Raw genomic sequence first — 24,338 nt, forward strand, 5'->3', positions numbered from 1 at the left:
CGCACTGCGAGCCATTAACCTGAATCGATGAGCCCAGACGACAGCGTCCGCCGACGTCTCAGCCGGATGCCGCGGCAAGGTGCCATCGTGGCCGCCCCGTGCTGCTGACCGACATCGCCTCGATCGCCATGGGCTTCTCGCTTTTCGCGTCGAACGTGGTGTACCCGCAGATCCTCGAGCTGCCCGCCGACACCGGCGCCGGCTTCGGTCTGTCGCTGCTGGCGGCCAGCCTGGTGGTCATGCCGTCGCGCACGGCGACGCGCAGGTTCCCACGCCCGCGGCATTCCAGCTGTCGTTCGTGCTCGGCGGGGCGGCCGCCACGATCGCCCTCGTCGTGGCGCTTTTCATTCCCACCGCGAGGGATGCCGCAGAGCGGCATCCCTCTCTCCCGCAATAGCCGTCCGACAAAGGGGGCGCGCGGCGGGGCGCACATCGCTACCGTTGACCCATGAGCACGTCGGAAACCGAAGTCTCGCACGGCAGCACCGACACCCGCTTCTTCGGGCAGCCCTGGGCGCTGGCCCACCTGTTCGGTGTGGAGATGTGGGAGCGGTTCAGCTTCTACGGCATGCAGGGCATTCTGCTCATCTATCTCTACTACTCGGTCACACGCGGCGGGCTGGGCATCGACGAAGGAGTGGCCGGGGGCATCGTCGGCGCCTACGGCGGCGCGGTGTATCTGTCGACGATCCTCGGCGCATGGATTGCCGACCGGATGCTGGGGTCAGAGCGCGTGCTGTTCTTCAGTGCCATCGTCATCATGGCCGGGCACATCGCCCTCGCCCTGATCCCCGGCGTCGCCGGGGTCGGCGTCGGCCTGGTGCTGGTCGCGCTCGGCTCGGGCGGGTTGAAGGCCAACGCGACATCGGTGGTGGGCACCCTGTACGGCACCGACGACGACCGCCGCGATGCCGGCTTCTCGCTGTTCTACCTGGGCATCAACCTCGGCGCCTTCTTCGGCCCGATCCTGACCGGGCTGCTGCAGTCGACGATCGGATTCCACTTCGGATTCGGACTGGCCGCCGTGGGCATGGCGCTCGGGCTGCTGCAGTATTCGTTCGGGCGCAAGCAGTTGCCCGAGGCGGCGCGGCACGTGCCCAACCCGCTGCCGCGCAACCGATACGTGTGGGTGGCCGTCATCGCGGTGGCCGCGATCGTGGTCATCGCCGCGCTTGTGCTGGTGGGGGTGATCCGCGCCGACAACCTCTCGACGATCGTGATCGTGGGCACGGTGGTCGCTGCCATCGCCTATTTCGCGGTGATCCTCTCCAGCCGCCGCATCGACGCCACCGAACGGTCGCGGGTGTGGGGGTTCCTGCCGCTGTTCATCACCAGCGTCGCGTTCTGGTCGCTGTACCAGCAGCAGTTCACGGTGCTCACGGTGTATTCCGACAAGCGCCTGGATCGCAACCTGTTCGGCTGGGAGATGCCGGTCTCGTGGGTGCAGTCGATCAACCCGGTGTTCATCATCGTTCTCTCCGGCGTCTTCGCGGCGATCTGGACGAAGCTCGGTCACCGGCAGCCGCCCACCGCGGTGAAGTTCGCGCTGGCGGCGATCATCATGGGCGGCGCGTTCCTGTTGTTCCTGCCATTCGCCGGTGGCGGGCCGAACTCGACGCCGCTGCTGGCCATCGTGGGCATCTTGTTCGTGTTCACCGTGGCCGAGTTGCTACTCTCACCGGTCGGACTGTCGGTGGCGACCAAGCTGGCCCCGGCATCGTTCCAGACGCAGATGGTGGCGCTGTTCTTCCTCTCCGTCGCGCTCGGCACCGCCATCTCGGGCTGGCTCGTGCAGTTCTACGATCCGAACAACGAGGTGCCGTACTTCGCGATCCTCGGCGGCATTGCCGTGCTCGTCGGCATCGGGCTGTGGCTGGGAGCCAAACCCGTTCTGAAGCTGATGAAGGGCGTGCGCTAGGACTCGTTGTCAAGGCCGCCGCCGACGAGCGCCGGGCGACGTATCGTCGGCGCAGCGACGAAAGGAGACGCCATGTCTACCGGAGCATTCCCTCCCCCGCTGCCGTTCGACGACAACGGCGACCCGCACGAAGAAGAACCGGTCCGCGAAGACGCGGACGGTGACGAGGTGCTCGACGAGGACGCCAACGACGACCTCATCGACAGCGCGGAAGCCGACCGGCTCGCCTCTCAGACCGACGACGACCAGTAGTCACCGACGCCGAGCCCTGGTGCGCGTGCGCGCCCTCGGCAGCTGCGGTGCCGCAACGTGCGCCCCCACGGCGCCGACGAGTTCGCCGACGCCCTCGACGACCATGCGCACGATGTCGCCGGTCTGCAGCGGCGGGGGAGTGAGCGAACCGTTGCGCCCCCACAGCTCGCCGAGGCATCCACCGTTGCCAACGGTGCCCGAGCCGAGCACGTCGCCGGGCACGACGCAGGAGTTGCGCGAGGCATAGGCGACCAGCTCGGGGAACGGCCATCCCATGTTCGACACCAGATCTTCGCCGACGAGTTCGTCGTTGACGTACACCTCGGCACGCACCGCGAGAAAGCCGTCGGCGTCGAGATACGGCGCCAGCTCGTCCGCCGTGACAATCCACGGGCCCAGGCTCATGCCGAAGTCCTTACCCTTGGCCGGCCCGAGCCGCACCTTCATCTCGCGCCCCTGCAGGTCGCGCGCGGACCAGTCGTTCATGATCGTGTAGCCGAAGATGACGGATGCCGCGTCACCGGCGGTCAGGTTCGCTTGTCCGACGCCCGGCGCAGCGCCGATCACCGCGGCCAGTTCGAGTTCGAAGTCGAGTCGTTCGGTCACCGGCGGTGACACGGGTTCGTCGGGGCCGAGAATCGTGTGCGGGTTCGTGAAGTAGAAGGTGGGCGCCTCATACCACTCCGGGGCGACGTCGCTCTTGCCTTCCACGCCGGCGCTGACACCCTCGACGTGCTCCTCGAACGCGACGAAGTCGCGGACCGCGGCGGGGACGAGAGGGGCGAGTAGGCGGATGTCCGCCAGCGGCGTGGCCGCGGCATCCCGCACCCGCTCGTACAGCTCACCGGTCGCCGACAGGCCCCGCGCGAGAACATCTGCGACGGTCAGACCGTCGGGGAACTCGACGACGCGGTCGTCGATCACGAAGCCGTCGTGAATCAGGTCCGTCACCGTCCAGCGAGCGATTCTCATGCGTGCACCTCCAGGGAGTGCGATCCGTTGTACTCGTACATGTCTTGCCAGGCGGCGTCCATGTCGGGCTCAGCACCGTCGAGCTCGGCGAAGGCACGATGAAGGTTGCCGGCGATGCGTTCAGGCTCGAGCAGTCCGGCGAACGCGCCGAGGTCGAGCGCTCGCGCGGCTTCGAGTGGCGAGAGACCGCGCCGGTGCGCTTCGGCTGCGGCTTCGATCACGAAGCGCAGATAGTCCGCGACCGGCGCGAACAGCTCGACCCCGCCGATCGGCCCGTGCCCCGGGACGACGACCTCGGGCTCGAGGCGAGCCATCTGCTCGAGTGCGCGCAGCCATCCGGCGGGCGATCCTGACAGGGCGAACGGCGTTCCCCCGCTGAAAACCAGATCGCCAGCGAAGAGTACCCGCTGCTCGGGAAGCCACACGTAGGAGTCGCCGCGGGTGTGCGCGGGGCCGCCCGGGTGTCGTACCTCGACGGGGTTCTCGGCCGGGGTGATCGTCACGGCGTCTTCGAACACGACGGTGGGAATCCGCGGATGCACATCGCCCTGCTCGAACGGTTCGAAGATGTGTGGCGCGGGTGGCTCTGGCGCGCGCAACTCGTCGGCGGCGCCGCGGTGGGCGATCACCTCGACATCGGGCAGCAGCGATGCGCCCATGCAGTGGTCGGGATGCGCGTGGGTGAGCACGAGGCGGCGAGCGGGTTCATCCGTCACGGCTGCGACCGCTTCGAGGAAGGCGCGCGTGCGCGCCTCGGTCGAGGTGACGTCGACGATCGTCGATCCGTCACGACCGGTGATCACGCCCATGTTGTTCACCATCCAGCCTCCGTCAGGCTGGATGTACGCCCACACGCCGTCGGCGATGCGGTGCATCAGCTCAGCCATGGACCGTGCCTTTCTCGTGCGCAAGCCTGGCGGCATTCTCGCCGAGGATGGCCGCCACTGCCTGATCGTCCAGGCCCGATCCGCGCACGAAGCCGGCCGGGTCGTCAGGCCCCATATCGAACGGGAAGTCGCTGCCGAGCACGACCTGCGATGGGCCGACGACCTCCACCAGGTTCCGCAGCACACCAGGATCGTGCACCACGGTGTCGAACCAGATGCGACGCAGGTAGCTCGACGGCTCGTGCGCGCAGACCCGGGCGTCGGGTCGCACCCGCCAGGCATGGTCAGACCGCCCGATCGAGGTGGGCAGGTAGCCGCCGCCGTGCGCGGCGATGATCTTCAGATCGGGATGCCGGTCCAGAACGCCCGCGAAGATCAGGTGCGAGAGCGCGACGGCATTCTCGACCGGCTGGCCCACCGTGTTGGCCAGGTAGAAGCGGTCGAGGCGCTCGTCAAGACTGCAGCCGAACGGGTGCAGGAACAGCATCGCGCCCAGCTCTTCGGCCCGCGTCCAGAACGGTTCTAGGCGCTGGTCGGACAGCTCGACGTCGCCGGCGAAGGACGAAATCTCGACGCCGGCCAGGCCCCGGCCGAGCACGGCGTCGTCGAGGCACTCCAGGACGCGAGAGGGATGCTGCAGCGGTACAAGCCCGAGCCCGGTCATCCGATCAGGCGCCTGGGCCACATGATCGGCGACAAGCCTGTTCGCCTCGCACGCCGTCCACACCGCGAGCTGCTCGCCGGCCCAGGGATAGTAGTGGCTGGGTGAGGGGCTGACCCACTGCCGGTCCACGCCCTGCTCATCCATCGCAGCCAGCCGTGCGCCGACGTCGGTGAGCTTCGGGACGCGCGCTCCCACCATCGGCCCCGACACGGCCTGACTGGCTGCGCCGTTGCGCTTGTGATCGAGGGCCGCGGCGGCGGCGAATCCCTCGGGGGCGCGTCGGCGCACTTCGTCCTGCAGCCCCGGCAGAAGCACATGCGCGTGCACGTCGATGACGGTCATGCCGGCTGCGCCATCTGCTGGGCGATGCCGAAGATCAGCCCGCCCATGTCGGCGTCACGCACCCCGTCGATCTGCCATTGGCCCAATTGCACAGAAGCGTCGACCACCGCCCGGGCACGCGGCAGGCGGCGCGCGTGGAACTCGTCCCAGAGCGTCTGGTCCACAGCATCCCGATCCCGCAGCAGCTCGGTGAGCACGAAGGCGTCCTCGAGTCCCTGCGCGGCTCCCTGCGCAATGGTGGGAGGGCAGGAATGCGCGGCGTCGCCGATGATGACAACCCGGCCGCGGTTCCACGGTGCCTCGACGAGATGCTGCGTGAACCAGGTGTAGTTCACGCGCGCGCCGGCGGCCAAGTCGGCGCGGATGGCGTTCCACGGTCCCTGGTAGGCCTGCGACTCGCCGAGCATGACCTGCGTGGCCTCGGCATCGCTGACGCCGGACCGGTCCTGTGCCTTCTCGACCAGGAAGGCATACATGGTGTCGTCACCGGTGGGGGTGTACCCGGCGATGTAGACAGGGCCTCCGTAATACAACTCCGTCCGCTGCACCTCGGCCGGCCGCGACACGAAGGAGCGCCAGATGCCCATTCCGGTCTGCTGCGGCGTCGCGTCGATGCCGATGAGCGCGCGCACCGTCGAGTGCAGGCCATCGGCCCCGATCACGAGGTCGTAGCGGCCGATCGCCGCGTCGTCGACGGAGACCTCCACGTCGTCGCCGTGGTGTTGGATGCCGCTGGCCCGGGCGCCGAAGCGCACCGTGACACCGGCGCGCTCGGCGTGGGTGAGCATGATCCTCGCCAGGTCGGGGCGGTACATTCCCATGCCTGCCGGGTAGTCCGGACCCCCGGTCTTCACATCGGGCAGCTCGGCGACCACTGGCGCGTCGGGACCGGGCGCGCGCAATGTGAGTCCTTCGAACGGGTAACCGGCGACGCGCACGTCTTCCCACACGCCGAGCGCATCCAGCACGCGCAGGGCGTTGCCCTGCAGGGTGATGCCCGATCCGAGCGCGCTCAGTTCGGGCTGGGCATCGAACACGTCGACGGCGACGCCGGCACGGGCCAGCCGGATAGCCGCGGCCAAGCCGGCGATTCCGGCACCGATGACGGCGGCTTTCGATACGGCGGTCATGACGGAACCTCTCTGTTCTCGGTCGGGCTGGGGCGGGTCTCGGCGACGCAGCGGACGACCTGGGTACCCAGTCCCTGGATGCTGCCGGTCATCACATCGCCGCCTCGCAGGAACCTCTTCCAGTGCTGGCCGTTGCCGGCGGGGCTACCGGTCAGCAGCAGGTCGCCGGGCAGCAGCGGCATGGTCTGCGAGGCGCCCGCGATGAGCGCCGGCAGGTCGAAGAGCAGATCGGCGGTCGAGGCATCCTGCATCACCCGCCCGTTCAGTTCAAGCCGAAGGCTCACATCCGAGCCGTCGACGAACGGCGCGGGCACGAGAAACGGGCCGGTCGGCAGAAACCCAGGAGCGTTCTTGGCCCGGTACCAGTCTGTGCCGATCTCCTTCATGTCTTTGCGGAAGACCAGATCGCGCGTGGTGATGTCATTGCAGATCGTGTACCCGGCGACATGGTCGAGCGCATCCTCGCGCGAGACGCGGAACGCTTCGCGGCCGATCACGACGGCTAGCTCAAGCTCCCAGTCGTGCACGTCGCTGTAAGACGGAAGCCTCAGAGGCACATCGTCGCCGACCACGCACGCGGGCAGGCCGATGAAGAAATACGGCTCGCCGTGTGCGGCGCGATCATCCATCATGCGGGCGGCATCCGCGCGGGCCTCGCCCGGGGTGCGATCGGTGTTCTGCGTGAGGCCGGCGGCGATCAGTTCGATGACGTGCTGCCGGTAGTTGGCGCCGGTCTGCAGCACTTGGCGCGGTACGACCGGAGATGTCAGCACGGCATCGGCCAGCGGCATCCATTCACCATCGGCCTCGGCGAGTGCGGCGAGGCGGTCCCAGTCAGGCTCGGCCAGGAACGCATTCAGGCCGGCGGCGCCGAGCTCTTGCGCGGCCAGATCGCGGAAGCGGTCACCCGTGACGAGGATGGAGCGCACGACTGCCCCGTCGCGCCGGCGGCCCAGCGCGAACGGGGCGTCGAATCGATCGGTGTGCACGTCAGCCGCGCCCCTGCTTCGCATAGGGGTTCAGCAGCGCATCCATGATCTCGTCGGGCACGCCCTCCTCGGTGGCGCTGGGGCCGTCGGCGGGCGGGAACGACTCGGTCATCGACATCGGCATCACCCCGTTGCGGTAGAAGTTGTTCGATCCCATCGACGGCTTCCACGTGTTCGGCTCCCAGTCCGGCACGTAGTTGCGGTATCCGCCGGTATTCAGCTCGATGCGCAGCAAAGACGGCTCACGATAGTAGAGGAAGTTCTGCTCGCCGATGCCATGGATCGACGGACCGTATTCGATCGCGGTGCCGTTCTCCATGAGCGTGTCGGCGGCGATGAGCAGCTCTTCGCGGGTGTCGACCCAGAAGGCGTAGTGGTTGATGCGACCGGCAGCGCTCGAGCCGTCGAGCACGACGCCGAGGTCATGCGACTTCTCGCTCGTCGTGAGCACGGAGAACACCGAGACGGGAGCCTCATCGAGGATCGTGCGCGCCATGATGCGGAAGCCGAGGACCTCGTTGTACCAGTCGGCGAACGCGTCGACATCGCTGCAGGCGACGGTGACGTGGTCGAGCTGGCGGGGGGCGCCGGCGACCTTGCTGCGCGTGGAGGGTCGGTCGGGGTAGATGGATGCCGCGGCTCCGGCGGATTCGTGCCGGGTGACATCCCAGTGCAGCGTCATGCTGTGGCCCCACGGGCCCGTGAACCGATACGCGCGGCCGATCTTGTGCACGTCGACCCACTCGCCGGCCACCCCCGCCGCCTCGATGCGCTTCACCGCCTCGTCGAGGGCCTGTGCGCTCGAGGTGCGCCAGGCCATGGTGGCCATCGACGGCTGGTCACCGGGCAGCACGACCACCGAGTAGGCGTAATAGTCGCCCCAACAGCGCAGGTAGACGGCACCGTCGACACGGTCGACAACCGTCAGGCCGACCTGCTCTTCGTAGAAGCGGACGGATGCCTCGACGTCGGGACTGGTCACCGCGACGTACGAGAGGTGGGAGAGAAGCTTGATCATCTTCGAACGGTCCTTTCCGACAGGGCATGGTCTTCGCCCCGAATTCCAGTTTGAGCCGACTCACGTCATCAGGGAAGCTGACATTAGCGATGCCCATTATCACTGACACTTATACTCAGGTCATGTCGGAGAAGCCTTCACTCGCACGTCTCGACCTCAATCTGCTCGTTCCGCTGGACGCGCTACTGACCGAGCGCAGCGTGACGCGCGCGGCCGAGCGTCTGCGATTAAGCCAGCCCGCGCTCAGCGCCGCGCTGTCCCGGCTGCGCACGCATTTCCGCGACCCCATCCTCGCCCGCCGTGGCAACACCTATGAGCTCACGCCTCTCGCGCAGCGCCTGGCCGAGTACACGCCAACGGCGCTCGAGACGGCTCGGCGGGTGTTCGAAAGCCAGTCCGAGTGGCGGCCCGACACGTCTACGCGCGAGTTCACTCTGTACGGCTCGGACTACGCGTTCTCCACGGTCGGGGTGGTCGTCTCGCGGCTGGCGGCCGAGCGGGCACCCGGCGTGCGGTTCCGCTTCATGCTTCATACGCCGCCGATCGTCGAGGATGCCGCGAACCGACTGCGCGCCGTCGACGGCCTGCTGATCCCCCACGGCTTCCTCCGCGACCTGCTGTTCGACGACCTGTGGAGCGACAGTTGGGTGATCGTCGCCTCTGCCTCGAACGGGCGCGCCCACGCTGGGCTGACGATGGACGACCTCGCCGCCGCGCACTGGGTGTTCACGTACCAGTCACTGACGTCCTTCACCTCGGCGACGCGGCAGCTGCAACAACTCGGCCTGGAGCCCACGGTGGACGCGGTCGTCGAGAGCTTCCTCGCGCTGCCACGGTACCTGGTCGGCACCGACCGGCTGGGGCTCGTGCAGGCGGCGCTGGCACCACTGGCCACGGCATCCGGCGACATCATCGCCGTCGAGCCGCCGTTCGATGTCACTCCCCTGCTGAACGCGCTGTGGTGGCATCCGTCACACCGCAACGACCCCGAGCACGCCTGGATGCGCGAGCTGTTCATCGAGGCCGGACGAACGCTCGCGTCCACATCTCCGCGATAACGGCTGCCTCACGTGTGCGACGGCGGCACGCCGACGGTGTCGGGCATCCACGGCGCGCACCTCATGCGTCTGTGACCACGGCGTCGCGCCGCCCCCGCAGCGCGACGAGAACGACGATCGCCATGATCGCCGCGGCGATGCCGACGACGGCCACACCGGTCGACAGTGCGCCCACGGCGGCGATCGCCCCCATCAGGATCGGCGTCAGGAACTGGCCGAGGTAGAACGAGGCAGTCCACCAGCCGGTCACGCGCCCGCGGTCCTCGAAACGGGTCGTGCTCACCGCCCAGGTCAGCAGTGATGGCAGCAGCAGACCCGATCCGAACGAGGCGATCACCGCGCCCGCGATCACACCAGGCAGCGAGGGTATCAGGCCAATGAGGGTCATCCCGACGGCCTGCAAGCCAAACGCGATCGGCAACAGACGCGTGGGGCGCACCTTGGTCATCCGGGCGAACAGAAGACCGCCGATCGCCGTCGCGAGCGAGGCAGCCGCGGCGATACCACCGATGACGCCGGTGTTCTCCGCTGAGATCCCGGTGCCGACGACGAGATAGCTGACCTCGATGATCAGGACGTAGAAGACGAACCCGCCGAAGAGCGTCACCAGGACCGGGGCGAGGATGTCGCGCCACGGGATGCGGATGCGCTCACCCTCACGCGCGAGGGTGTCGGACGACTCGGCCCCGGGTTCCCACAGCGAGAACAGCATCGGAACGGCGATGACGACGCCGGCCACATACACCCAGAACGGCACATGCCATCCCCCCGCGCCCAACGCCCCACCGAGGACGATGAACACGGTCGCCGCGAGCGTCGTGGTCACAGTCTGCAGTCCGAGGTAGCGCTTGCGGCGCTTCTCTTCATGGAAGTAGTCGACGATCAGTGTCGTGCACACGGTCATGATCGCCGCTTCACACAGACCCACCAAGACTCGGCTGACCAGGATCTCGGTGAGCCCCTCCAGCCACACCGGCGCGGTACCGACCAGCGAATACAGCACCAACGCGCCGATCAGCAGCTTTTTGCGGCCGGCTCGGTCGACGATCTGACCGGCGAACGGCGCGAACAACGCGATCATCAGCGCGGGGATCGCGACGATCATCGGGACGAGGATCTCGGCGGCAGGCTCCTGGGCGAAATGCTGCGACAACTGCGGCAGCACCGGGGTGATCAGCACGGATCCGAGCACCGGCATGCAACTGCCCGCCAGCAGCAGAATCCCCTGCCAGACTCCCGCCTGTCGGGTGCGGGCGCCCACCACATCGGTCATTGTGTCTCCCCATCGAGTCCACGAGCGCGGCGACCTCACTCGCCGCGGCGGCGCGTTCGGCCGCATCCCCATTCGAGCCCAAGCGGCAGCATCAGTGAAGACGATCTCGCTTATGCGCGTTATCCGTCGCACAAATGCCGTCGGTGCTCGAGGGCGCGGGGCCTCACACCAGTCGCAGCTCCGCGTCCACGGCGGTTGCCGTCTCCAGCAGCGCGGGCAGGTACGCGTCACGCACGCGCTCTTCGCTGACGCGGTGGGTGCTCGTCGAGACGTTCAGCGCCGCCACGACCTGTCCGTCGCGGTCGTGCACGGGTGCGGCGATGGAGCGCAGCCCCGACTCGAGCTCGCCGTCGACCAGCGCCCAGCCCTGCGCGCGCACGCGATCGAGCTCGGCGAGCAGGGCCGGGCCGGTGAGGGTCTTCTCGGTGAGGTGAAGAGGGCCGGATGCCGCCAGCAGCGCATCGCGCGCGGCATCCGTCATTCCCGCCAGCAGCACTCGCCCCATGCTCGTTGCGGAGGCCGGGAACCGCGTGCCGATCGTGATGCGCACACTCATGATCCGCCGCGTCGCGACGCGGGCGACGTAGACGATGTCGGTGCCGTCGAGCACAGCGGCCGAGACCGACTCGTCGACCCGGTGCGAGAGCTGCTCGAGATGCGGCTGGACGATCTCGGGCAGCGACAGGCCCGACAGGTAGCTGAACCCGAGCTCGAGTACGTGCGGCGTCAGCGCGAACCGGCGCTCGTCGGTGCGCACGTATCCGAGCGTCTCCAGCGTGCGCAAGAAGCGGCGGGCCGCCGCCCGCGGAATGCCGGTGCGCGTTGCGACCTCGCTCAGTGACAGGTGCGCATGCTCGGCGTCGAAGGCGCGGATGACGGACAGTCCGCGTGCGAGCGACTGGACGAAGTCGGCGGAGGCGGGTTCGGTCACGGCGCGACTACCGTTCGAGCACGACGGCCAGGCCCTGGCCGACGCCGATGCAGATCGCGGCGACCGCGACGCCCGAACCGCGCCGGGCCAGCTCGTGCGCGGCGTGCCCGATGATGCGTCCTCCCGATGCGCCGAGGGGATGCCCGATGGCCAGCGCCCCGCCGTGGATGTTGACCTTCTCGGGGTCGAGCTCAGGCCAGCCCTTGATGTCGGCCAGCGACTGCGCCGCGAAGGCCTCGTTCAGCTCGACGACATCGACGTCGGCCCAGGTGCGGCCGGCACGGGCGAGCGCCTTGTTCGCGGCCTCGATCGGTGCCAGCGGGAACACATCGGGGTCGACGCCGTGCGCGCCGCGCCCGGTGATGCGCGCGAGCGGTTCGGCATCGAGGGCGCCTTCGGCACCCAGCAGCACAGCCGATGCCCCGTCGTTGATCGACGACGAGTTGCCGGCGGTCACGGTGCCGTCGCTCGCGAACAGCGCCCGCAGCCTGCCCAGCTTCTCCAACGACGTGTCGTCGCGAATGCCTTCGTCGCGGGCCAGTTCGGCGCCGGGAACCTGCACGATCTCGCGGTCGTACACACCCTCGGCCCACGCCTTGGCGGCGAGCTGGTGCGAGCGCAGGGCGAAACCGTCCTGCTCTTCGCGCGACAACCCGGTCAGTCGGGCGACCTTCTCGGCCGACTCGCCGTTCGAGATCGTCCATTCGGCCGGCAGCTGCTTGTTGACCATGCGCCAGCCGATCGAGGTGTTCCACAGCGTCTGGTTGCCGGTGGCCGGCCACGGCTTGGCGGACTTCTCGACGATGAACGGAGCCCGACTCATCGACTCGGTGCCGCCCGCCAGGATCAGTCGTGCGTCGCCGACCTCGATGGCGCGCGAGCCCTGCACGACCGCCTCGACCGAAGAGGCACACAGTCGGTTGACGGTGACGCCGGTGACCGAGGTCGGAAAGCCTGCCAGCAACGCGCCCATGCGCGCGACGTTGCGGTTGTCTTCTCCGGCTTGGTTGGCGTCGCCGAAGATCACGTCGTCGATGGATGCGGCATCCTGCCCCGTCCGCTCGACGATCGCGCGCATCACGACGGCCGCGAGATCGTCGGGCCGAATGCCCGACAGCGCGCCGCCGGCACGACCGAACGGGGTGCGGACGGCATCGTAGATATAGGTGACGGTCATGGTCAGTCCTTCGTGGATGCCGCGGCCGCGGCATCCCTCGTCGCATCGGTCAGGGTCAATCCGGTGAGCTCTTCGAGGTCTTCGACGGTGGTGTCACCGAAAGTCTCGCGCACGGCGAAGCCGTCGGGCGTGACATCGAACACGGCATGGTCGGTGTAGACACGGGTGACACATCCGACCCCGGTGAGCGGGTAGGTGCACGCGGCGACGAGCTTGGACTCGCCGGTCTTGGTGAGCAGATCGGTCATGACGTACACGCTCTTGGCTCCGATAGCGAGGTCCATGGCCCCGCCGACGGCGGGGATGGCGCCCGGCGCACCCGTCGACCAGTTCGCGAGGTCGCCGGTCTGCGACACCTGGAAGGCCCCGAGCACGCACACGTCGAGGTGGCCGCCGCGCATCATGCCGAACGAGTCGGCGTGATGGAAGTACGCGGCGCCCGGCAGAGCCGTGACCGCCTGCTTACCGGCGTTGATGAGGTCGGGGTCGACCTTTTCTGCTTCGGGCGCCTGCCCCATGCCGAGCAGGCCGTTCTCAGTGTGCAGGATGATCTCTTGGTCGGCGGGCAGATAGTTCGCGACCAGGGTGGGTGCGCCGATGCCGAGGTTCACATACGAACCCTCGGGAATGTCAGCAGCGATCCGCGCCGCGAGCTCAGTTCGGGTGATCGTGGTCATCGTGCTGCCTCCTCGTCGAGCGGGTTGCCTTCCAGATCGACACCGCCGACGAACTGGCCGCCGCGCAACCACGGGCGTTCGCCCACGGCGACGATGCGATCGACGAAGATGCCGGGGGTCACAACCGCCTCGGCATCGAGCGCGCCCAGCGGCACGACCTCGTCGACCTGAACGATGGTGGTGGATGCCGCGGACGCCATCACCGGACCGAAGTTGCGCGCTGTCTCGCGGTAGACGACGTTGCCCCAACGGTCGGCCTTCAGCGCGCTGACCAGCGCGACGTCGGCGGCGATCGGGTACTCGAGAACGTAGTCGCGGCCGGCGATGGTGCGGTGCTCCTTGCCCTCGGCCAGTTGTGTGCCCACTCCCGTGGGCGAGAAGAACGCCCCGATGCCGGCGCCGGCAGCGCGGATGCGCTCTGCGAGGTTTCCCTGCGGCACGAGTTCGAGCTCGATCTGGCCGGCGCGATAGAGGCCGTCGAAGACCCACGAGTCGGACTGCCGCGGGAACGAGCAGATGATCTTGCGCACGCGCTTTTTCGCCAACAGCGCGGCCAGCCCCACATCGCCGTTGCCCGCGTTGTTGCTGACGATGGTCAGGTCGCCGGCGCCCTGCTCGATGAGCGCGTCGATGAGTTCGACGGGCTGACCGGCACGGCCGAACCCCCCGATCATCACGGTCGCCCCATCACAGATGCCGTCCACGGCGGCGGCGACATCCGCCACGGTCTTGTCGATCACGGGTCCTCCTCGGTGAGCTGCACGCACAAAAGGTTCGTTGTGCGAACGATCGTGCGCGATACGTACACCCTACTCCCGGCCGTCTTATCACCGCGAACACTTGCAGATCCGATGATGACGATATAGCGTTCATTCAACACGGTATCTAGCGGTTTATACCATCTACGCACATAGTGTGCGTAGCAATGCCGTCTCGCCGCCCTGGAGGTAGCCGATGTCGTCGCTGACCGACCCCGTCACCACCGACGCCTTCGACGTTGTCGTCGTCGGCTCGGGTGCCGGCGGACTGGCGGCCGCCGTCCGCGCCGCGCATGACGGCGCGTCCGTTCTCGTGCTGGAAGCCGCCGAGGTCTGCGGCGGTGCGACCGCATGGTCGGGCGGATGGCTCTGGGCGCCACGCTCGATGCTGGCCAAGGCCGAAGGAGTCGATGAACCGCTCGAGGATGTCAAGGCCTACCTGCGTGCTGCACTAGGCGATGACTATGACGAAGCCCGGATCGATGCGTTCCTGCGTGCCGCTCCGGAGATGATCGAGTTCTTCCACACCCGCACCCCTCTGACGTTCGTTGCCGGGTCACAGATCAAGGACGTCTACGGAGACCTCCCCCATGCCGGCGGGGGCAACCGCTCTGCCGGCGCGAAGCCGATCAACGCCCGCCGGCTCAGCAAGTCGGTACGCCGGCTACTGCGCCGCCAGCTGTACGAAACATCCTTCCTGGGGATGGGGATCATGGCGGGCGAAGATCTCGGAGGTTTTCTGGCCGCGGCACGCGGCGATCTGAAGGGCTTGTGGCACGCCACGTGGCGGGTCGGCCTGCATCTGATCGATCTTCTGCTGCATCGACGCGGCATGCAGCTCGTGAACGGGTGCGCCCTCATCGGCCGGCTACTGCAGGCCGCCGAGAACGCTGGGGTCCAGATACTCACCACCTCGCCCGCGCAGCGCCTGCTCACCGATGGCGACGGACGAGTCACCGGCGTCGTCGCCCGAACACCGAGCGGCCCGCGCACCTTCACGGCGCGCGCCGGCGTCGTCTTAGCGGCCGGTGGCTTTCCCCACGACATCGTGCGCCGCAGTGAGCGATTTCCGCGTACGCCCACGGGTGCCGAGCACTGGACACTGGCGCCGGTCACCGCCGACGGCAGCGGCATCACGCTCGGTGAGAGCGTCGGCGGCGTGCTGACGCAGGGCGCGTCGGCAGGCGCATGGTGCCCCGTCTCGCTCGTGCCGTACCGCAGCGGACGGGTCGGAGTCTTCCCTCACATCATGGACCGGGCCAAGCCCGGCAGCATCGGCGTTATCCGCACGGGGCGTCGCTTCGTCAATGAGGCGAACGGCTATTTCGACTACGTGAGCGCGATGTTCGAGGCAGTCCCCGAAGGCGAAGCCGTGCAGTCCTGGCAGATCGCCGACGCACAGTTCGCACGCCGCTTTCCGCTCGGCATGGCCAAGCCCCGACCCGTGCCCCTCTTTCCGTACCTGCGCAGCGGCTACCTGGTGCGCGCCCGGACGCTTCGCGAGCTCGCTCACAAGTGCGGGATCGATGCAGACGGCCTCGTTGATGAAGTGGCGCGCTTCAACGCCGAAGCACGACGTGGTATCGACAGCGCGTTCGCGCGCGGGTCCACGCCGTTCAACCGCTATGGCGGCGATGCCCGCAACACCCCGAACCCTTCGCTCGCCCCGATCGAGAAGCCACCGTTCTACGCCGTGCGAGTTCGTCCGGGATCATTCGGCACCTTCGCAGGTCTTGCCACTGACGATCACGCCCGGGTCCTGGATGCCTCCGGCACACCGATCGCGGGGTTGTACGCAGTAGGTGCCGACCAGGCCAATGTGATGGGCGGTCACTATCCCGCCGGTGGCGTGAACATCGGTCCCGCACTCACCTTCGGCTTCATCGCCGGACGCGACCTTGCCCAAACCGCCCGCGGAGGACACTCATGACCCGACAGATCGGCATCGCGCATCTGACGCTGCTTCCCTTGACGCCCCCGGAGATCGTCGAGGTCGCCGCCGCCGTCGGACTCGACTTCGTCGGACTGCGGGTGCATCCGGTGACTGCCCAGGAGCAGATCGCCGACATGCATCCGGGCGCACCGGCGCTGCACGAGACGATCTCGCGCCTGCGTGATTCCGAGATCTCCGTGCGCGACATCGAGTTTCTCGCGCTCACCGCCCAGAGCGGTCCCGCCGACTGGCAGGAGGCGCTCGAAGTCGGAGCGCTGCTGGGTGCCACGATCTTCACCGTGGCCGGTGCCGATCCCGACCGCTCCCGGCTCACCGACACGCTCGCCCGGCTCGCCGCCGACGCCGCCCCCTTCGGCATCCGTGCCGCCCTGGAGGCGATTTCGTACCAATCCGTAAGCCGTGTCGACGAGGCCGCCGCCATCGCACGCACGGCCGGGGCGGCGCTTATGCTCGACCCCTTGCACATTCAACGCGGGGGCAGCAGCATCGACGACGTCGCCGCACTCGAAGCCGAACTCGTCCCGGTCGTTCAGCTGTGTGATGCGCCCCTCACGCTCGATCTGAGTACAGCGGCGCCGGCCGATGCCCGACAGTTTGAAGCGCGGCGGAACAGACTGATCGTGGGCGACGGCGAGCTGCCCCTCGCCGAACTGCTGGCCGCCGTGCCTGGCGACGTTCCTGTGAGCCTGGAGGTGCCGAACGACGCTCTGCGCGCGCGCATGTCAGTGAACGACTTCGCCGCACTGAACCTGCAGGCCGCTCGAGAGCTCGTCACTCGCGTCGAGCTCGATGGCGCGGCTGACCAGGAAGGACGCCGCGATGCCTGACGAGAACTGGGACCGAGAAGTCGACCTGCTCGTGCTCGGCAGCGGGGCAGCGGGGCTGTCAGCCGCCACCACCGCGGCGGCGAGAGGGTTGGACACCCTCGTTCTGGAGAAGACGGAGTATCTCGGGGGCACTACGGCATACTCGGCGGGGACCTGCTGGATTCCAGCCCACCGTCATCAGCGTGCCCTGGGGATGACGCACGAACGCGCGGACGCGCAGCGGTACCTCGATCTGATCGTGGGCGACAAGGCGCCGCGCGAGCTCCGCGAGGCGTACTTGGACCGCGGCCCCGAGATGATCGACTTCTTCGACGCGCTCGGTGTGCGCTTCTGGCATTCGACGACCGTCGTCGACTATCACCCGGAAGTCGAGGGCGCCGGCGTTGGTCGAGCGCTGGAGCCCGAGACCTTCGACGGGCGGCGCCTGGGCATCGAGGACTTCCGCCGCGTGCGCTGGCCTGTGCCCGAGTTCGCTCTTTTCGGCGGCACGTTGATGGTGCGGCGCGCCGAGGTGAATCAGCTGCTCGAGCTCTTCCGCGGATCGCCGCGCGCGGTCGCTGTGGCGCTGAAACTCGGCATCCGTTGGGCGCTGGACAGAGTGCGCTACCCGCGCGGCACGCGCCTGGCAATGGGCAACGCGCTGGTGGCCCGCCTGCTCTACACGCTGAAACAGCACCGCGGACGCGTCGCGTTCAACAGCACCGCCAGAGAGCTGATCGTCTCCGGCGGCCGTGTCGTCGGCGCCGTCGTCGAAAGTCAGGGACGCGAACTGCGGGTCGGCGCGCGCCGCGGCGTCGTGCTGGCCGGAGGCGGATTCGCCGCGAGTCGCTCGTGGCGCGAACAGCAGCTGCCGCGGCCCACGGCGCAGTTCACCCGCGCCGCAGAAGGGGCCACAGGAGACACCCTCACGCTCGGCCTCGACGCCGGCGGCGTGCTTGGACCCGATCATGGAGACAACGCGCTGTGGTTCCCCAGCTCGATCGGCCGGCGCCGGAACGGCTCGCTCATGGTGTTTCCGCACATCTGGGATCGTGCCAAACCGGGGATCGTGGCCGTCGCACGGTCGGGGCGTCGATTCGTCGACGAGTCGGTGTCGTACGACCGGTTCGTGCGCGCCATGTACGCCGCCAACACCGACGATGAGAGCATTCCGGCGTGGTTGATCATCGATGCCTCGGCGTTGCGCGCCTACGGCCTCGGGATGATCCGCCCGCACACGCCGCGCGCATTCCTGGCCAAGTACGTCCGAGGCGGGTACGTCCATCGTGCGCGCACAATCCGCGAGCTCGCTAAACGGATCGGCGTGGACCCTGCGGGCCTCGAGTCGACCGTGCGGGCGGCCAACGAGGCTGCGACCTCAGGCGCGGACGAGGAATTCGGCAAGGGGACGACCAGCTTCGGACGCCAGTACGGCGACGCGCGACACCGGCCGAATGTGAATCTCGGGCCGATCCGCGACGCACCGTTCTATGCCATGGCGGTCGTGCCCACACCGCTGGGCACCGCACGCGGACTGAGCACCGATGCACGCGCCCGCGTACTGAATGCCGCCGGTGTTCCCGTTGCGGGACTCTATGCCGCCGGAAATGACGCCGACTCGCCGATGGGCGCAGAGTACCCTGGGGCTGGCTGCCAGGTCGGTGCGGGGATGACCTTCGGGTATGTTGCAGCGATGGATGCCGCACAGGACGCAGACGGATAGGGAGACAGTGGAAGCACGCTGGCTGGAGGCGTTCGTCGCCGTCGCCGAAGAGTTGCACTTCGGGCGCGCGGCCCAGCGACTGCACATGGCGCAATCGCCGTTGAGTCAGACCATCCGGCGACTCGAGACACACGTAGGGGCGCCGCTGTTTGATCGCAACACGCGCAGCGTCGCGTTGACTCCCGCAGGAACGGCCCTGCTGCCGATGGCATATCGCGTGCTCCGCGATGTCGCTCTGGCCACCGCCGCCGCGCAAGCCGCATCGGGCCGTGTGCACGGGATCGTACGCATCGGATTCTCCGGCGCCTTCAACCATCTCACGCTGCCCAGACTGGCTCGAGCAATCCGCCGCGAGCTCCCCGACATCGATCTCGAACTGATCAGCCGGATCAGCACGGGCGAGGGTCTCACGAAGCTGCGCAACGGCACTATCGACATAGCCTTCGTCGGCCTGCCGATCGGCAGCTCGCCCGCGGTGTCGTCGCGCCTCATTTCCCGAACAGAGATGGGCGCAGTCGTTCCCGAAGACCACCCCCTGGCCGATGAGACCTCGATCAGCGTCGCTCAGCTTGAGGACGACGACTTCTTGTCGATGCCGCTGGACGGGTCCTCGGCCATGGCCGACGTGCTCATGCGCTGCGGCATCGCCGCGGGGTTCCGGCCGCGAGTCGTCCAGGAGATCACAGACCCGTACATGCTCCTCACGTTCGTCGCCACCGGTATGGGTGTCAGCATCGTGGCCGAGGATCTCGCCCCGATCCTGCCGCGCGGTGCGCGATGGATCCCGCTCAACGACCAGACGCAGTACATGTATCACGGCATCGCGTGGATGACCGACGAGCACTCTGCAGCCGTCGAGGCGGTCCTCACCCTGTCGGAGAGAATCCTGCCGACCCCCGCTGTGACACCGCACACGCCTCAGTAGTCGGCACGACCGCCCGAGAGGTCGAAGATCGCGCCGGTGGTGAAACTGCACTGGTCGCTTGCAATCCAGGCAACCGTGGCCGCGACTTCGTCGACGCTCAGGAACCGGCGCATCGGGATCAGTGCGCGGGTGCGCTCGATGAACTCCTCTGTCAACTGATCGAACAAGTCAGTCTGCACCATCACCGGCGCCACCGCGTTGACGGTCACCCCGGATTCGACGAGCTCGCGGGCGAGCACCTTCGTCATTCCCACGACACCGTGTTTCGCCGCGACGTATGCCGAGAGCATGGGCGTCGCTTCCTTGCCTGCGATCGATGCCACAGTGATGATGCGGCCGTAGCCATTCGCGCGCATGCCCGGGATCACAGCCTTGGCCGCCAGGAACGCACCTGTCAAATCGATGTCGACCACCCGTCGCCATTGGGCCGCGTCATACTCCCACGCGTTAGCCACGGGGCCGGTGATACCCGCACATGAGATGAGCACATCCACACCGCCCAGAACGCCGACAGTGGCCGCCAACGCCGCAGCGATCGACTGCTCGTCGGTGATGTCGACGACGAACGATGCGGCCGGAAGACCGTGGGCCGCATCGCTCGCCGCCACCCGGTCCCAGACCGCGACCGACGCACCCGATGCGGCCAAGAGCCCCACGATCGCCTGTCCGATTCCTCCCGCGCCACCGGTGACCACGGCGCGCATGCCGTCGAACGAGAACGCGACCTGTGACATGCCGCAAGGTTAGCAACGATCTAGTACGTAAACAACAAGATCAATGCTGAATTCAGTCGTTCTGTGTACACAGTTTGGATCAATACTGAAGAGGGGGCGGCACACTCGCTGCGGCAGCCGCCGTCTGGCGCCCTCACCCACACCAGGAGGCCCATCCCATGCCGACATTCGTCGTCACCTATCACTACGCCGACGACAGCGATGAGCGTCGTGCTCAGCATCGACCCGCCCATGTCGCATTCCTGCGCCGATTACACGACGCGGGCGTGCTTTATATGAGTGGGCCGCTGGACGCCGAGCCGCCTCGTGCCGTCCTGGTCTTGGAGGACACCGACCGCACCGCCCTCCAAGAACGGATGAGCGAGGATCCGTTCTTCGTCAATGAGCTCATCGCCACCCGTGAGATCGCGGAGTGGAAGGTGTTCTTCGACCCTCGCCGCTCGGACCGATGAACACGATGCTGGTCGCGCGAACGACAGCGAAGCAGACGCTGTCGTTCGAGAAGGTGGCGACTCCATCGCGGTCACCAGGGCACTGCCTTGTGCGGGTCGCCTCGGTCAGCCTGTGCGGCACTGACCTGCACATCTTCGACGATGACTACCCGAGTGACCTGCCGATCGTGCAAGGCCACGAGATCTGCGGCGCGGTCTTTGAGGCAGACCCCGACGGAAACCTCGTCGCAGGTGACCGCGTCGTAGTGGATCCGCTCATCGCGTGCGGACAGTGCGCGGTCTGTCGCGCGGGCCATGCCAACGTGTGCCCGAAGCTGTCAGTGCTGGGCTGCTACACCGACGGTGGTCTCGCCGAGGTGCTCAACGTCCCGACCCCCCGGTTGCATCGCGTGCCGCACGAGATGGACGACGATGCCGCAGCGCTGGCCGAACCCACGTCAATAGCGTTGGAGGCGGTGACGCGGGCCGAGCCCCGCGCCGGCGATGTTGCTCTCGTGCTCGGCTGCGGCCCGATCGGTCTGCTCAGTTCTCTCGCACTCGTCGACCGCGGCGCGACGGTGGTCGCCGCCGACATCGACGAGCAACGCACCGCGCTGGCCCGGCGCCTCGGCGCTACGCACACATTCGTGGTCGGAACGACCTTTCCCGACCCAAAGCAGCACGAGGTACTGGCGGCGCTGACCGAAGGCATGGGTCCGCGAATCATCATCGAGGCGACCGGTGCCCCGACATCATTGATGAACGCCATCCGCACGATCGCACCGGCCGGCCGCATCGTGCAGGTCGGAATCTCGACGGGCTCAGCCACGATCGCTGTGAAGGATCTCACCGACAAAGAGATCGAACTTCACGGCAGCCGGAACAGTCGCGGTCTGATCCCCGAGGCACTCTCGCTTCTCCACCGGCATCCCGCGGCGGCATCCGCACTCATCACTCACCGCTTCGCCTTCACCGAACTGGGCGAAGCCTTGCGCACGATGGCCGATCACACGGTGCCCACCGGCAAGATCGTGATCCACGTATCCGGTTCCTTGGAGGTGTCATGAACGTCGCGATCACCACCGGGACCGATCATCTGCCGGTATCTGTCGATGTTCTCGTCCTCGGCTCGGGCGCGGCCGGGCTCGTCGCCGCCCTGCGTGCCGCCGATGCCGGTGCCGCGGTCTGCGTCGCGGAGAAGGCACAACTGCTCGGCGGCACCACCAGCGCCGGAGGCGGAGTGATGTGGGCTCCGGCGACGTCGTTGGCGGAACAGCACGGGTTCACCGATTCTGCAGATCGCGCGGCGGCATATCTGTCGGCGGCATCCGGCCATGTGATGGATGACCGAGCGATCACCTGGTACGTGAAGACGGCCGCCGAGGCGGTCGACTACCTTCTCACGCGCACCCGCGTGCGGCTGACGCCGCTGGCCAGACCCGATTATCGGGGCGAGTGGCCGGGAGCGGCGCAGGGCGGGCGCAGCCTCGACAACGACGCGTTCGACCCTGCCGATTTACCGGGCCTTGCCGCGCGCTTACGACCGTCGTCATACTTTCCTTTGCTCTCGATGGCCGAACGCGACGATCTCGACGGCCGCGCACCCGACCCCGCACTGCTCGCGGACCGGGCCGCGCGCGGGGTGCGCACGATGGGCGGCGCCCTCGTGGGCGCACTCGTCGGCTCAGCGCTCGACCGGGGCATTCCGATCGTCGCCAATGCCCGTGCCACCTCGTTGCGACGCAGGAATGACGACGGATGGGATGTGCAGTTCGACGACGTCGCCGTCGGCGCCCGCAGCGTCGTCGTGGCCACCGGGGGCTTCGAATGGAACCCGCGCCTGCGCGACGCGTTTCTCGCCTTCGAGATCACACCGATCAGCGCTCCCTCCAATGAGGGCGATGGGCTCGAGATGGCGATGGCCGCCGGGGCCGCAGTGGCGGACATGACGGCCATCTGGGGAGTCCCCGTCATCGCGCCACCGACGCAGTTCTACGACGGAAAGCCCTCGGGCCGGATGGGCAACGTCGAGATGACCCTGCCCGGGTCGATCGTCGTCAACGCCGCCGGCGAGAGGTTCGTCAACGAGGCCCTCGCCTACCAGGACACCTGCCGCATGTTCGGCGACACCGATCCGAAGACCGGGCGGCCTCGCAACATCCCGGCATGGCTGGTATTCGACCGGACGTTCGCACAGAAATATCCGATCGCCGGTTCAGGACCCGGATCGGTACCCGACTGGGCTGTGACAGCCGACTCGATCTCCGAGCTGGCGACCGCCTGCGGCATCGACGCGGCTGGGCTGAGCGCCACGGTCGATCTCTTCAACGTCGACGCAGCCGCCGGGCACGACACGCGCTTCGGGCGTGGCGACAGCGCAGAGGACCGATTCCTCGGCGACTCGACACACAGTCCGAACCCGTGTCTCGCACCGTTGGACACCGCCCCCTTCGCCGCCGTCCGGGTGTACCCGGGTGTTCTCGGTACCTCGGGAGGCCTGCGCACGGACTTCCATGGCCGAGTGCTCGGATGGGACGATGCGCCACTGCCGGGGCTATATGCGGCCGGCAACGCCAGCGCCAGCGTATTCCGCAACACCTACCCGGGCGGCGGAGCAACGATCGGGTCGGCGATCACGCGTGCCTACGTCGTCGGTGCCGCCGCGGCATCCCGTGACGGTGACTCATGATGCGCATCGGGCTCATCGGCGCCGGCGTCATCGGACGCACCCACGCCCAGGCGATAGCCTCGACCGAAGGCTTCGAACTCACCTCGGTCGCCGACCCGTTCTCATCGGGCGCAGAACTTGCCACGGACTTCGGCGCGACTCACCACCGAGATCACCGCGATCTACTGGCCGCCGGCGGCCTCGACGCCGTGATCGTGGCCACCCCCAACGACCTGCACGTGCCGGTCGGACTCGACGTGATAGCGGCCGGTCTTCCACTGCTGGTCGAGAAGCCAATCGCCACCACCTCGATGCAAGCGCGCGTTCTCGTGGATGCCGCAGCAGCAGCCCGCGTTCCGGTGCTTGTGGGGCACCATCGGCGCTACCATCCCGTGGTCCGGCGGGCAAAAGAGATCATCGACTCCGGACGCCTCGGGCGCATCGTGGGCGTGAGCGCGACAGCTTTCATGCGCAAGCCCCCCGACTACTTCGACATCGCGTGGCGTCGCGAGCGCGGCACGGGCGGACCATTCCTCATCAATCTCATCCATGAGATCGATCTGCTTCGACATCTGATTGGAGAGGTGACCTCGGTTTCGGCGTTCGCATCGTCTGCCGCACGGAGCTTCGAGGTGGAAGACACCGGCGCTGTCATCATGTCGTTCGATGGTGGCGCGCTCGGGAGCCTGGCCATATCGGATGCGGTAGCGGCGCCGTGGAGCTGGGACCTCACCGCCGGGGACTCGTCCAGGTTCCCTATGCGTGACGTCGAGTCGCATCGGATCGGCGGCGAGTCGGCTTCGCTGACGCTGCCGACGCTCCAGTTGTGGGAGCACGACGGTGCGCCGAGCTGGACGATGCCGCAGCACGTCATCCGCCAGAACGTGCCGCGTGATGATCCGTACGCGGCGCAGCTGCGCCATCTCGGCGAGGTCGTCACGGGCGACGTGCAGCCGCTGGTAAGTGCCGCTGAGGGTGCGCGCGACCTCGAGGTGGTCGAGGCTGTGATGCGTTCGGCGACGACGGGCGCCGTGATCGCCGTCTGATGTCG

23 protein-coding genes and 1 pseudogene are annotated in these 24,338 nt (G+C 67.8%); 12 read left to right on the forward strand and 12 right to left on the reverse strand.

The window, feature by feature from the left end; translation table 11 throughout:
• Positions 1–92: 92 nt before the first annotated feature.
• From ET475_RS18380 to ET475_RS04240, 3 genes and pseudogenes are all read left to right on the forward strand, one after another.
• Positions 93–248, forward strand: a pseudogene (locus ET475_RS18380) (MFS transporter); the annotation flags it as partial.
• A gap of 200 nt (positions 249–448) precedes the next feature.
• On the forward strand, positions 449–1,918 hold the full coding sequence (locus ET475_RS04235; protein WP_129386322.1) for a peptide MFS transporter: 1,470 nt from the start codon (positions 449–451) through the stop codon (positions 1,916–1,918).
• 72 nt (positions 1,919–1,990) lie between these two features.
• Positions 1,991–2,170: a hypothetical protein gene (locus ET475_RS04240; RefSeq protein ID WP_129386325.1), complete on the forward strand. Its 180-nt coding sequence runs from the start codon at positions 1,991–1,993 to the stop codon at positions 2,168–2,170.
• Here ET475_RS04240 and ET475_RS04245 read toward each other — a convergent pair whose 3' ends face one another.
• From ET475_RS04245 to ET475_RS04270, 6 genes are read right to left on the reverse strand one after another with little or no spacing between them, the layout of a single operon-like run.
• Entirely contained in the window at positions 2,171–3,142 is a 972-nt protein-coding gene (locus ET475_RS04245) for a fumarylacetoacetate hydrolase family protein (RefSeq protein ID WP_129386327.1), read from the reverse strand.
• Positions 3,139–4,029, reverse strand: coding sequence for an MBL fold metallo-hydrolase (locus ET475_RS04250; RefSeq protein WP_165310732.1), 891 nt, complete (start codon positions 4,027–4,029; stop codon positions 3,139–3,141). Before ET475_RS04250 ends, ET475_RS04245 begins: the two co-directional genes overlap by 4 nt.
• Positions 4,022–5,035: an amidohydrolase family protein gene (locus ET475_RS04255; protein WP_129386331.1), complete on the reverse strand. Its 1,014-nt coding sequence runs from the start codon at positions 5,033–5,035 to the stop codon at positions 4,022–4,024. The genes ET475_RS04250 and ET475_RS04255 overlap by 8 nt, the downstream gene beginning before the upstream one ends.
• The gene (locus ET475_RS04260; RefSeq protein WP_129386333.1) at positions 5,032–6,165 is read right to left on the reverse strand and encodes an FAD-dependent monooxygenase; all 1,134 of its coding nucleotides are present in this window, start codon (positions 6,163–6,165) and stop codon (positions 5,032–5,034) included. Before ET475_RS04260 ends, ET475_RS04255 begins: the two co-directional genes overlap by 4 nt.
• Complete coding sequence (locus tag ET475_RS04265; RefSeq protein WP_242497759.1) at positions 6,162–7,154, reverse strand: fumarylacetoacetate hydrolase family protein; 993 nt, start codon at positions 7,152–7,154, stop codon at positions 6,162–6,164. The genes ET475_RS04260 and ET475_RS04265 overlap by 4 nt, the downstream gene beginning before the upstream one ends.
• A gap of 1 nt (position 7,155) precedes the next feature.
• A complete protein-coding gene (locus ET475_RS04270) occupies positions 7,156–8,172 on the reverse strand; it encodes a VOC family protein (RefSeq protein ID WP_129386338.1) in 1,017 nt (338 codons plus the stop codon).
• 122 nt (positions 8,173–8,294) lie between these two features.
• Between ET475_RS04270 and ET475_RS04275 the strand changes: the two genes are divergently transcribed.
• Positions 8,295–9,230, forward strand: a complete 936-nt coding sequence (locus ET475_RS04275) for a LysR family transcriptional regulator (protein WP_129386340.1) — start codon at positions 8,295–8,297, stop codon at positions 9,228–9,230.
• 61 nt (positions 9,231–9,291) lie between these two features.
• Here the strand turns inward: ET475_RS04275 and ET475_RS04280 are convergent, their stop codons facing one another.
• The 5 genes from ET475_RS04280 to ET475_RS04300 all read right to left on the reverse strand — a co-directional run bounded on the left by ET475_RS04280 (position 9,292) and on the right by ET475_RS04300 (position 14,028).
• Positions 9,292–10,503 (reverse strand): MFS transporter, encoded by a 1,212-nt coding sequence (locus tag ET475_RS04280; RefSeq protein WP_129386343.1) that lies wholly within the window; start codon positions 10,501–10,503, stop codon positions 9,292–9,294.
• 163 nt (positions 10,504–10,666) lie between these two features.
• Positions 10,667–11,434 carry an IclR family transcriptional regulator domain-containing protein gene (locus ET475_RS04285; protein ID WP_129386345.1) on the reverse strand — a complete coding sequence of 256 codons (768 nt, stop codon included), beginning with the start codon at positions 11,432–11,434 and terminating at the stop codon, positions 10,667–10,669.
• 7 nt (positions 11,435–11,441) lie between these two features.
• A complete protein-coding gene (locus ET475_RS04290; RefSeq protein WP_129386347.1) occupies positions 11,442–12,611 on the reverse strand; it encodes a thiolase family protein in 1,170 nt (389 codons plus the stop codon).
• Between the two features lie 2 nt (positions 12,612–12,613).
• The gene (locus ET475_RS04295; RefSeq protein WP_129386349.1) at positions 12,614–13,288 is read right to left on the reverse strand and encodes a 3-oxoacid CoA-transferase subunit B; all 675 of its coding nucleotides are present in this window, start codon (positions 13,286–13,288) and stop codon (positions 12,614–12,616) included.
• The gene (locus tag ET475_RS04300; protein WP_129386351.1) at positions 13,285–14,028 is read right to left on the reverse strand and encodes a 3-oxoacid CoA-transferase subunit A; all 744 of its coding nucleotides are present in this window, start codon (positions 14,026–14,028) and stop codon (positions 13,285–13,287) included. Before ET475_RS04300 ends, ET475_RS04295 begins: the two co-directional genes overlap by 4 nt.
• A 214-nt stretch (positions 14,029–14,242) precedes the next feature.
• Between ET475_RS04300 and ET475_RS04305 the strand changes: the two genes are divergently transcribed.
• The 4 genes from ET475_RS04305 to ET475_RS04320 are packed head-to-tail and all read left to right on the forward strand — an operon-like array spanning position 14,243 to position 19,454.
• Complete coding sequence (locus tag ET475_RS04305; protein ID WP_129386353.1) at positions 14,243–15,976, forward strand: FAD-dependent oxidoreductase; 1,734 nt, start codon at positions 14,243–14,245, stop codon at positions 15,974–15,976.
• Positions 15,973–16,827, forward strand: coding sequence for a sugar phosphate isomerase/epimerase family protein (locus ET475_RS04310; RefSeq protein WP_129386355.1), 855 nt, complete (start codon positions 15,973–15,975; stop codon positions 16,825–16,827). Before ET475_RS04305 ends, ET475_RS04310 begins: the two co-directional genes overlap by 4 nt.
• Complete coding sequence (locus ET475_RS04315; protein ID WP_165310734.1) at positions 16,820–18,529, forward strand: FAD-dependent oxidoreductase; 1,710 nt, start codon at positions 16,820–16,822, stop codon at positions 18,527–18,529. The genes ET475_RS04310 and ET475_RS04315 overlap by 8 nt, the downstream gene beginning before the upstream one ends.
• A gap of 7 nt (positions 18,530–18,536) precedes the next feature.
• On the forward strand, positions 18,537–19,454 hold the full coding sequence (locus tag ET475_RS04320; protein ID WP_129386359.1) for a LysR family transcriptional regulator: 918 nt from the start codon (positions 18,537–18,539) through the stop codon (positions 19,452–19,454).
• Here the strand turns inward: ET475_RS04320 and ET475_RS04325 are convergent.
• Positions 19,448–20,188 carry an SDR family NAD(P)-dependent oxidoreductase gene (locus tag ET475_RS04325; RefSeq protein ID WP_129386361.1) on the reverse strand — a complete coding sequence of 247 codons (741 nt, stop codon included), beginning with the start codon at positions 20,186–20,188 and terminating at the stop codon, positions 19,448–19,450. The two genes, ET475_RS04320 and ET475_RS04325, sit on opposite strands and share 7 nt — an antisense overlap.
• A 158-nt stretch (positions 20,189–20,346) precedes the next feature.
• On the opposite strand from ET475_RS04325, the gene ET475_RS04330 reads away from it, so the two are divergent.
• The 4 genes from ET475_RS04330 to ET475_RS04345 are packed head-to-tail and all read left to right on the forward strand — an operon-like array spanning position 20,347 to position 24,333.
• Positions 20,347–20,640, forward strand: coding sequence for a YciI family protein (locus ET475_RS04330; RefSeq protein WP_129386363.1), 294 nt, complete (start codon positions 20,347–20,349; stop codon positions 20,638–20,640).
• The gene (locus ET475_RS04335) at positions 20,637–21,686 is read left to right on the forward strand and encodes an alcohol dehydrogenase catalytic domain-containing protein (protein WP_129386365.1); all 1,050 of its coding nucleotides are present in this window, start codon (positions 20,637–20,639) and stop codon (positions 21,684–21,686) included. The genes ET475_RS04330 and ET475_RS04335 overlap by 4 nt, the downstream gene beginning before the upstream one ends.
• Positions 21,683–23,308 (forward strand): FAD-dependent oxidoreductase, encoded by a 1,626-nt coding sequence (locus tag ET475_RS04340; RefSeq protein ID WP_129386367.1) that lies wholly within the window; start codon positions 21,683–21,685, stop codon positions 23,306–23,308. The genes ET475_RS04335 and ET475_RS04340 overlap by 4 nt, the downstream gene beginning before the upstream one ends.
• On the forward strand, positions 23,305–24,333 hold the full coding sequence (locus ET475_RS04345; protein WP_129386369.1) for a Gfo/Idh/MocA family protein: 1,029 nt from the start codon (positions 23,305–23,307) through the stop codon (positions 24,331–24,333). The genes ET475_RS04340 and ET475_RS04345 overlap by 4 nt, the downstream gene beginning before the upstream one ends.
• Positions 24,334–24,338 lie beyond the last annotated feature (5 nt).

Source organism: Microbacterium protaetiae, from assembly GCF_004135285.1.
Taxonomy (GTDB): Bacteria; Actinomycetota; Actinomycetes; order Actinomycetales; family Microbacteriaceae; genus Microbacterium; species Microbacterium protaetiae.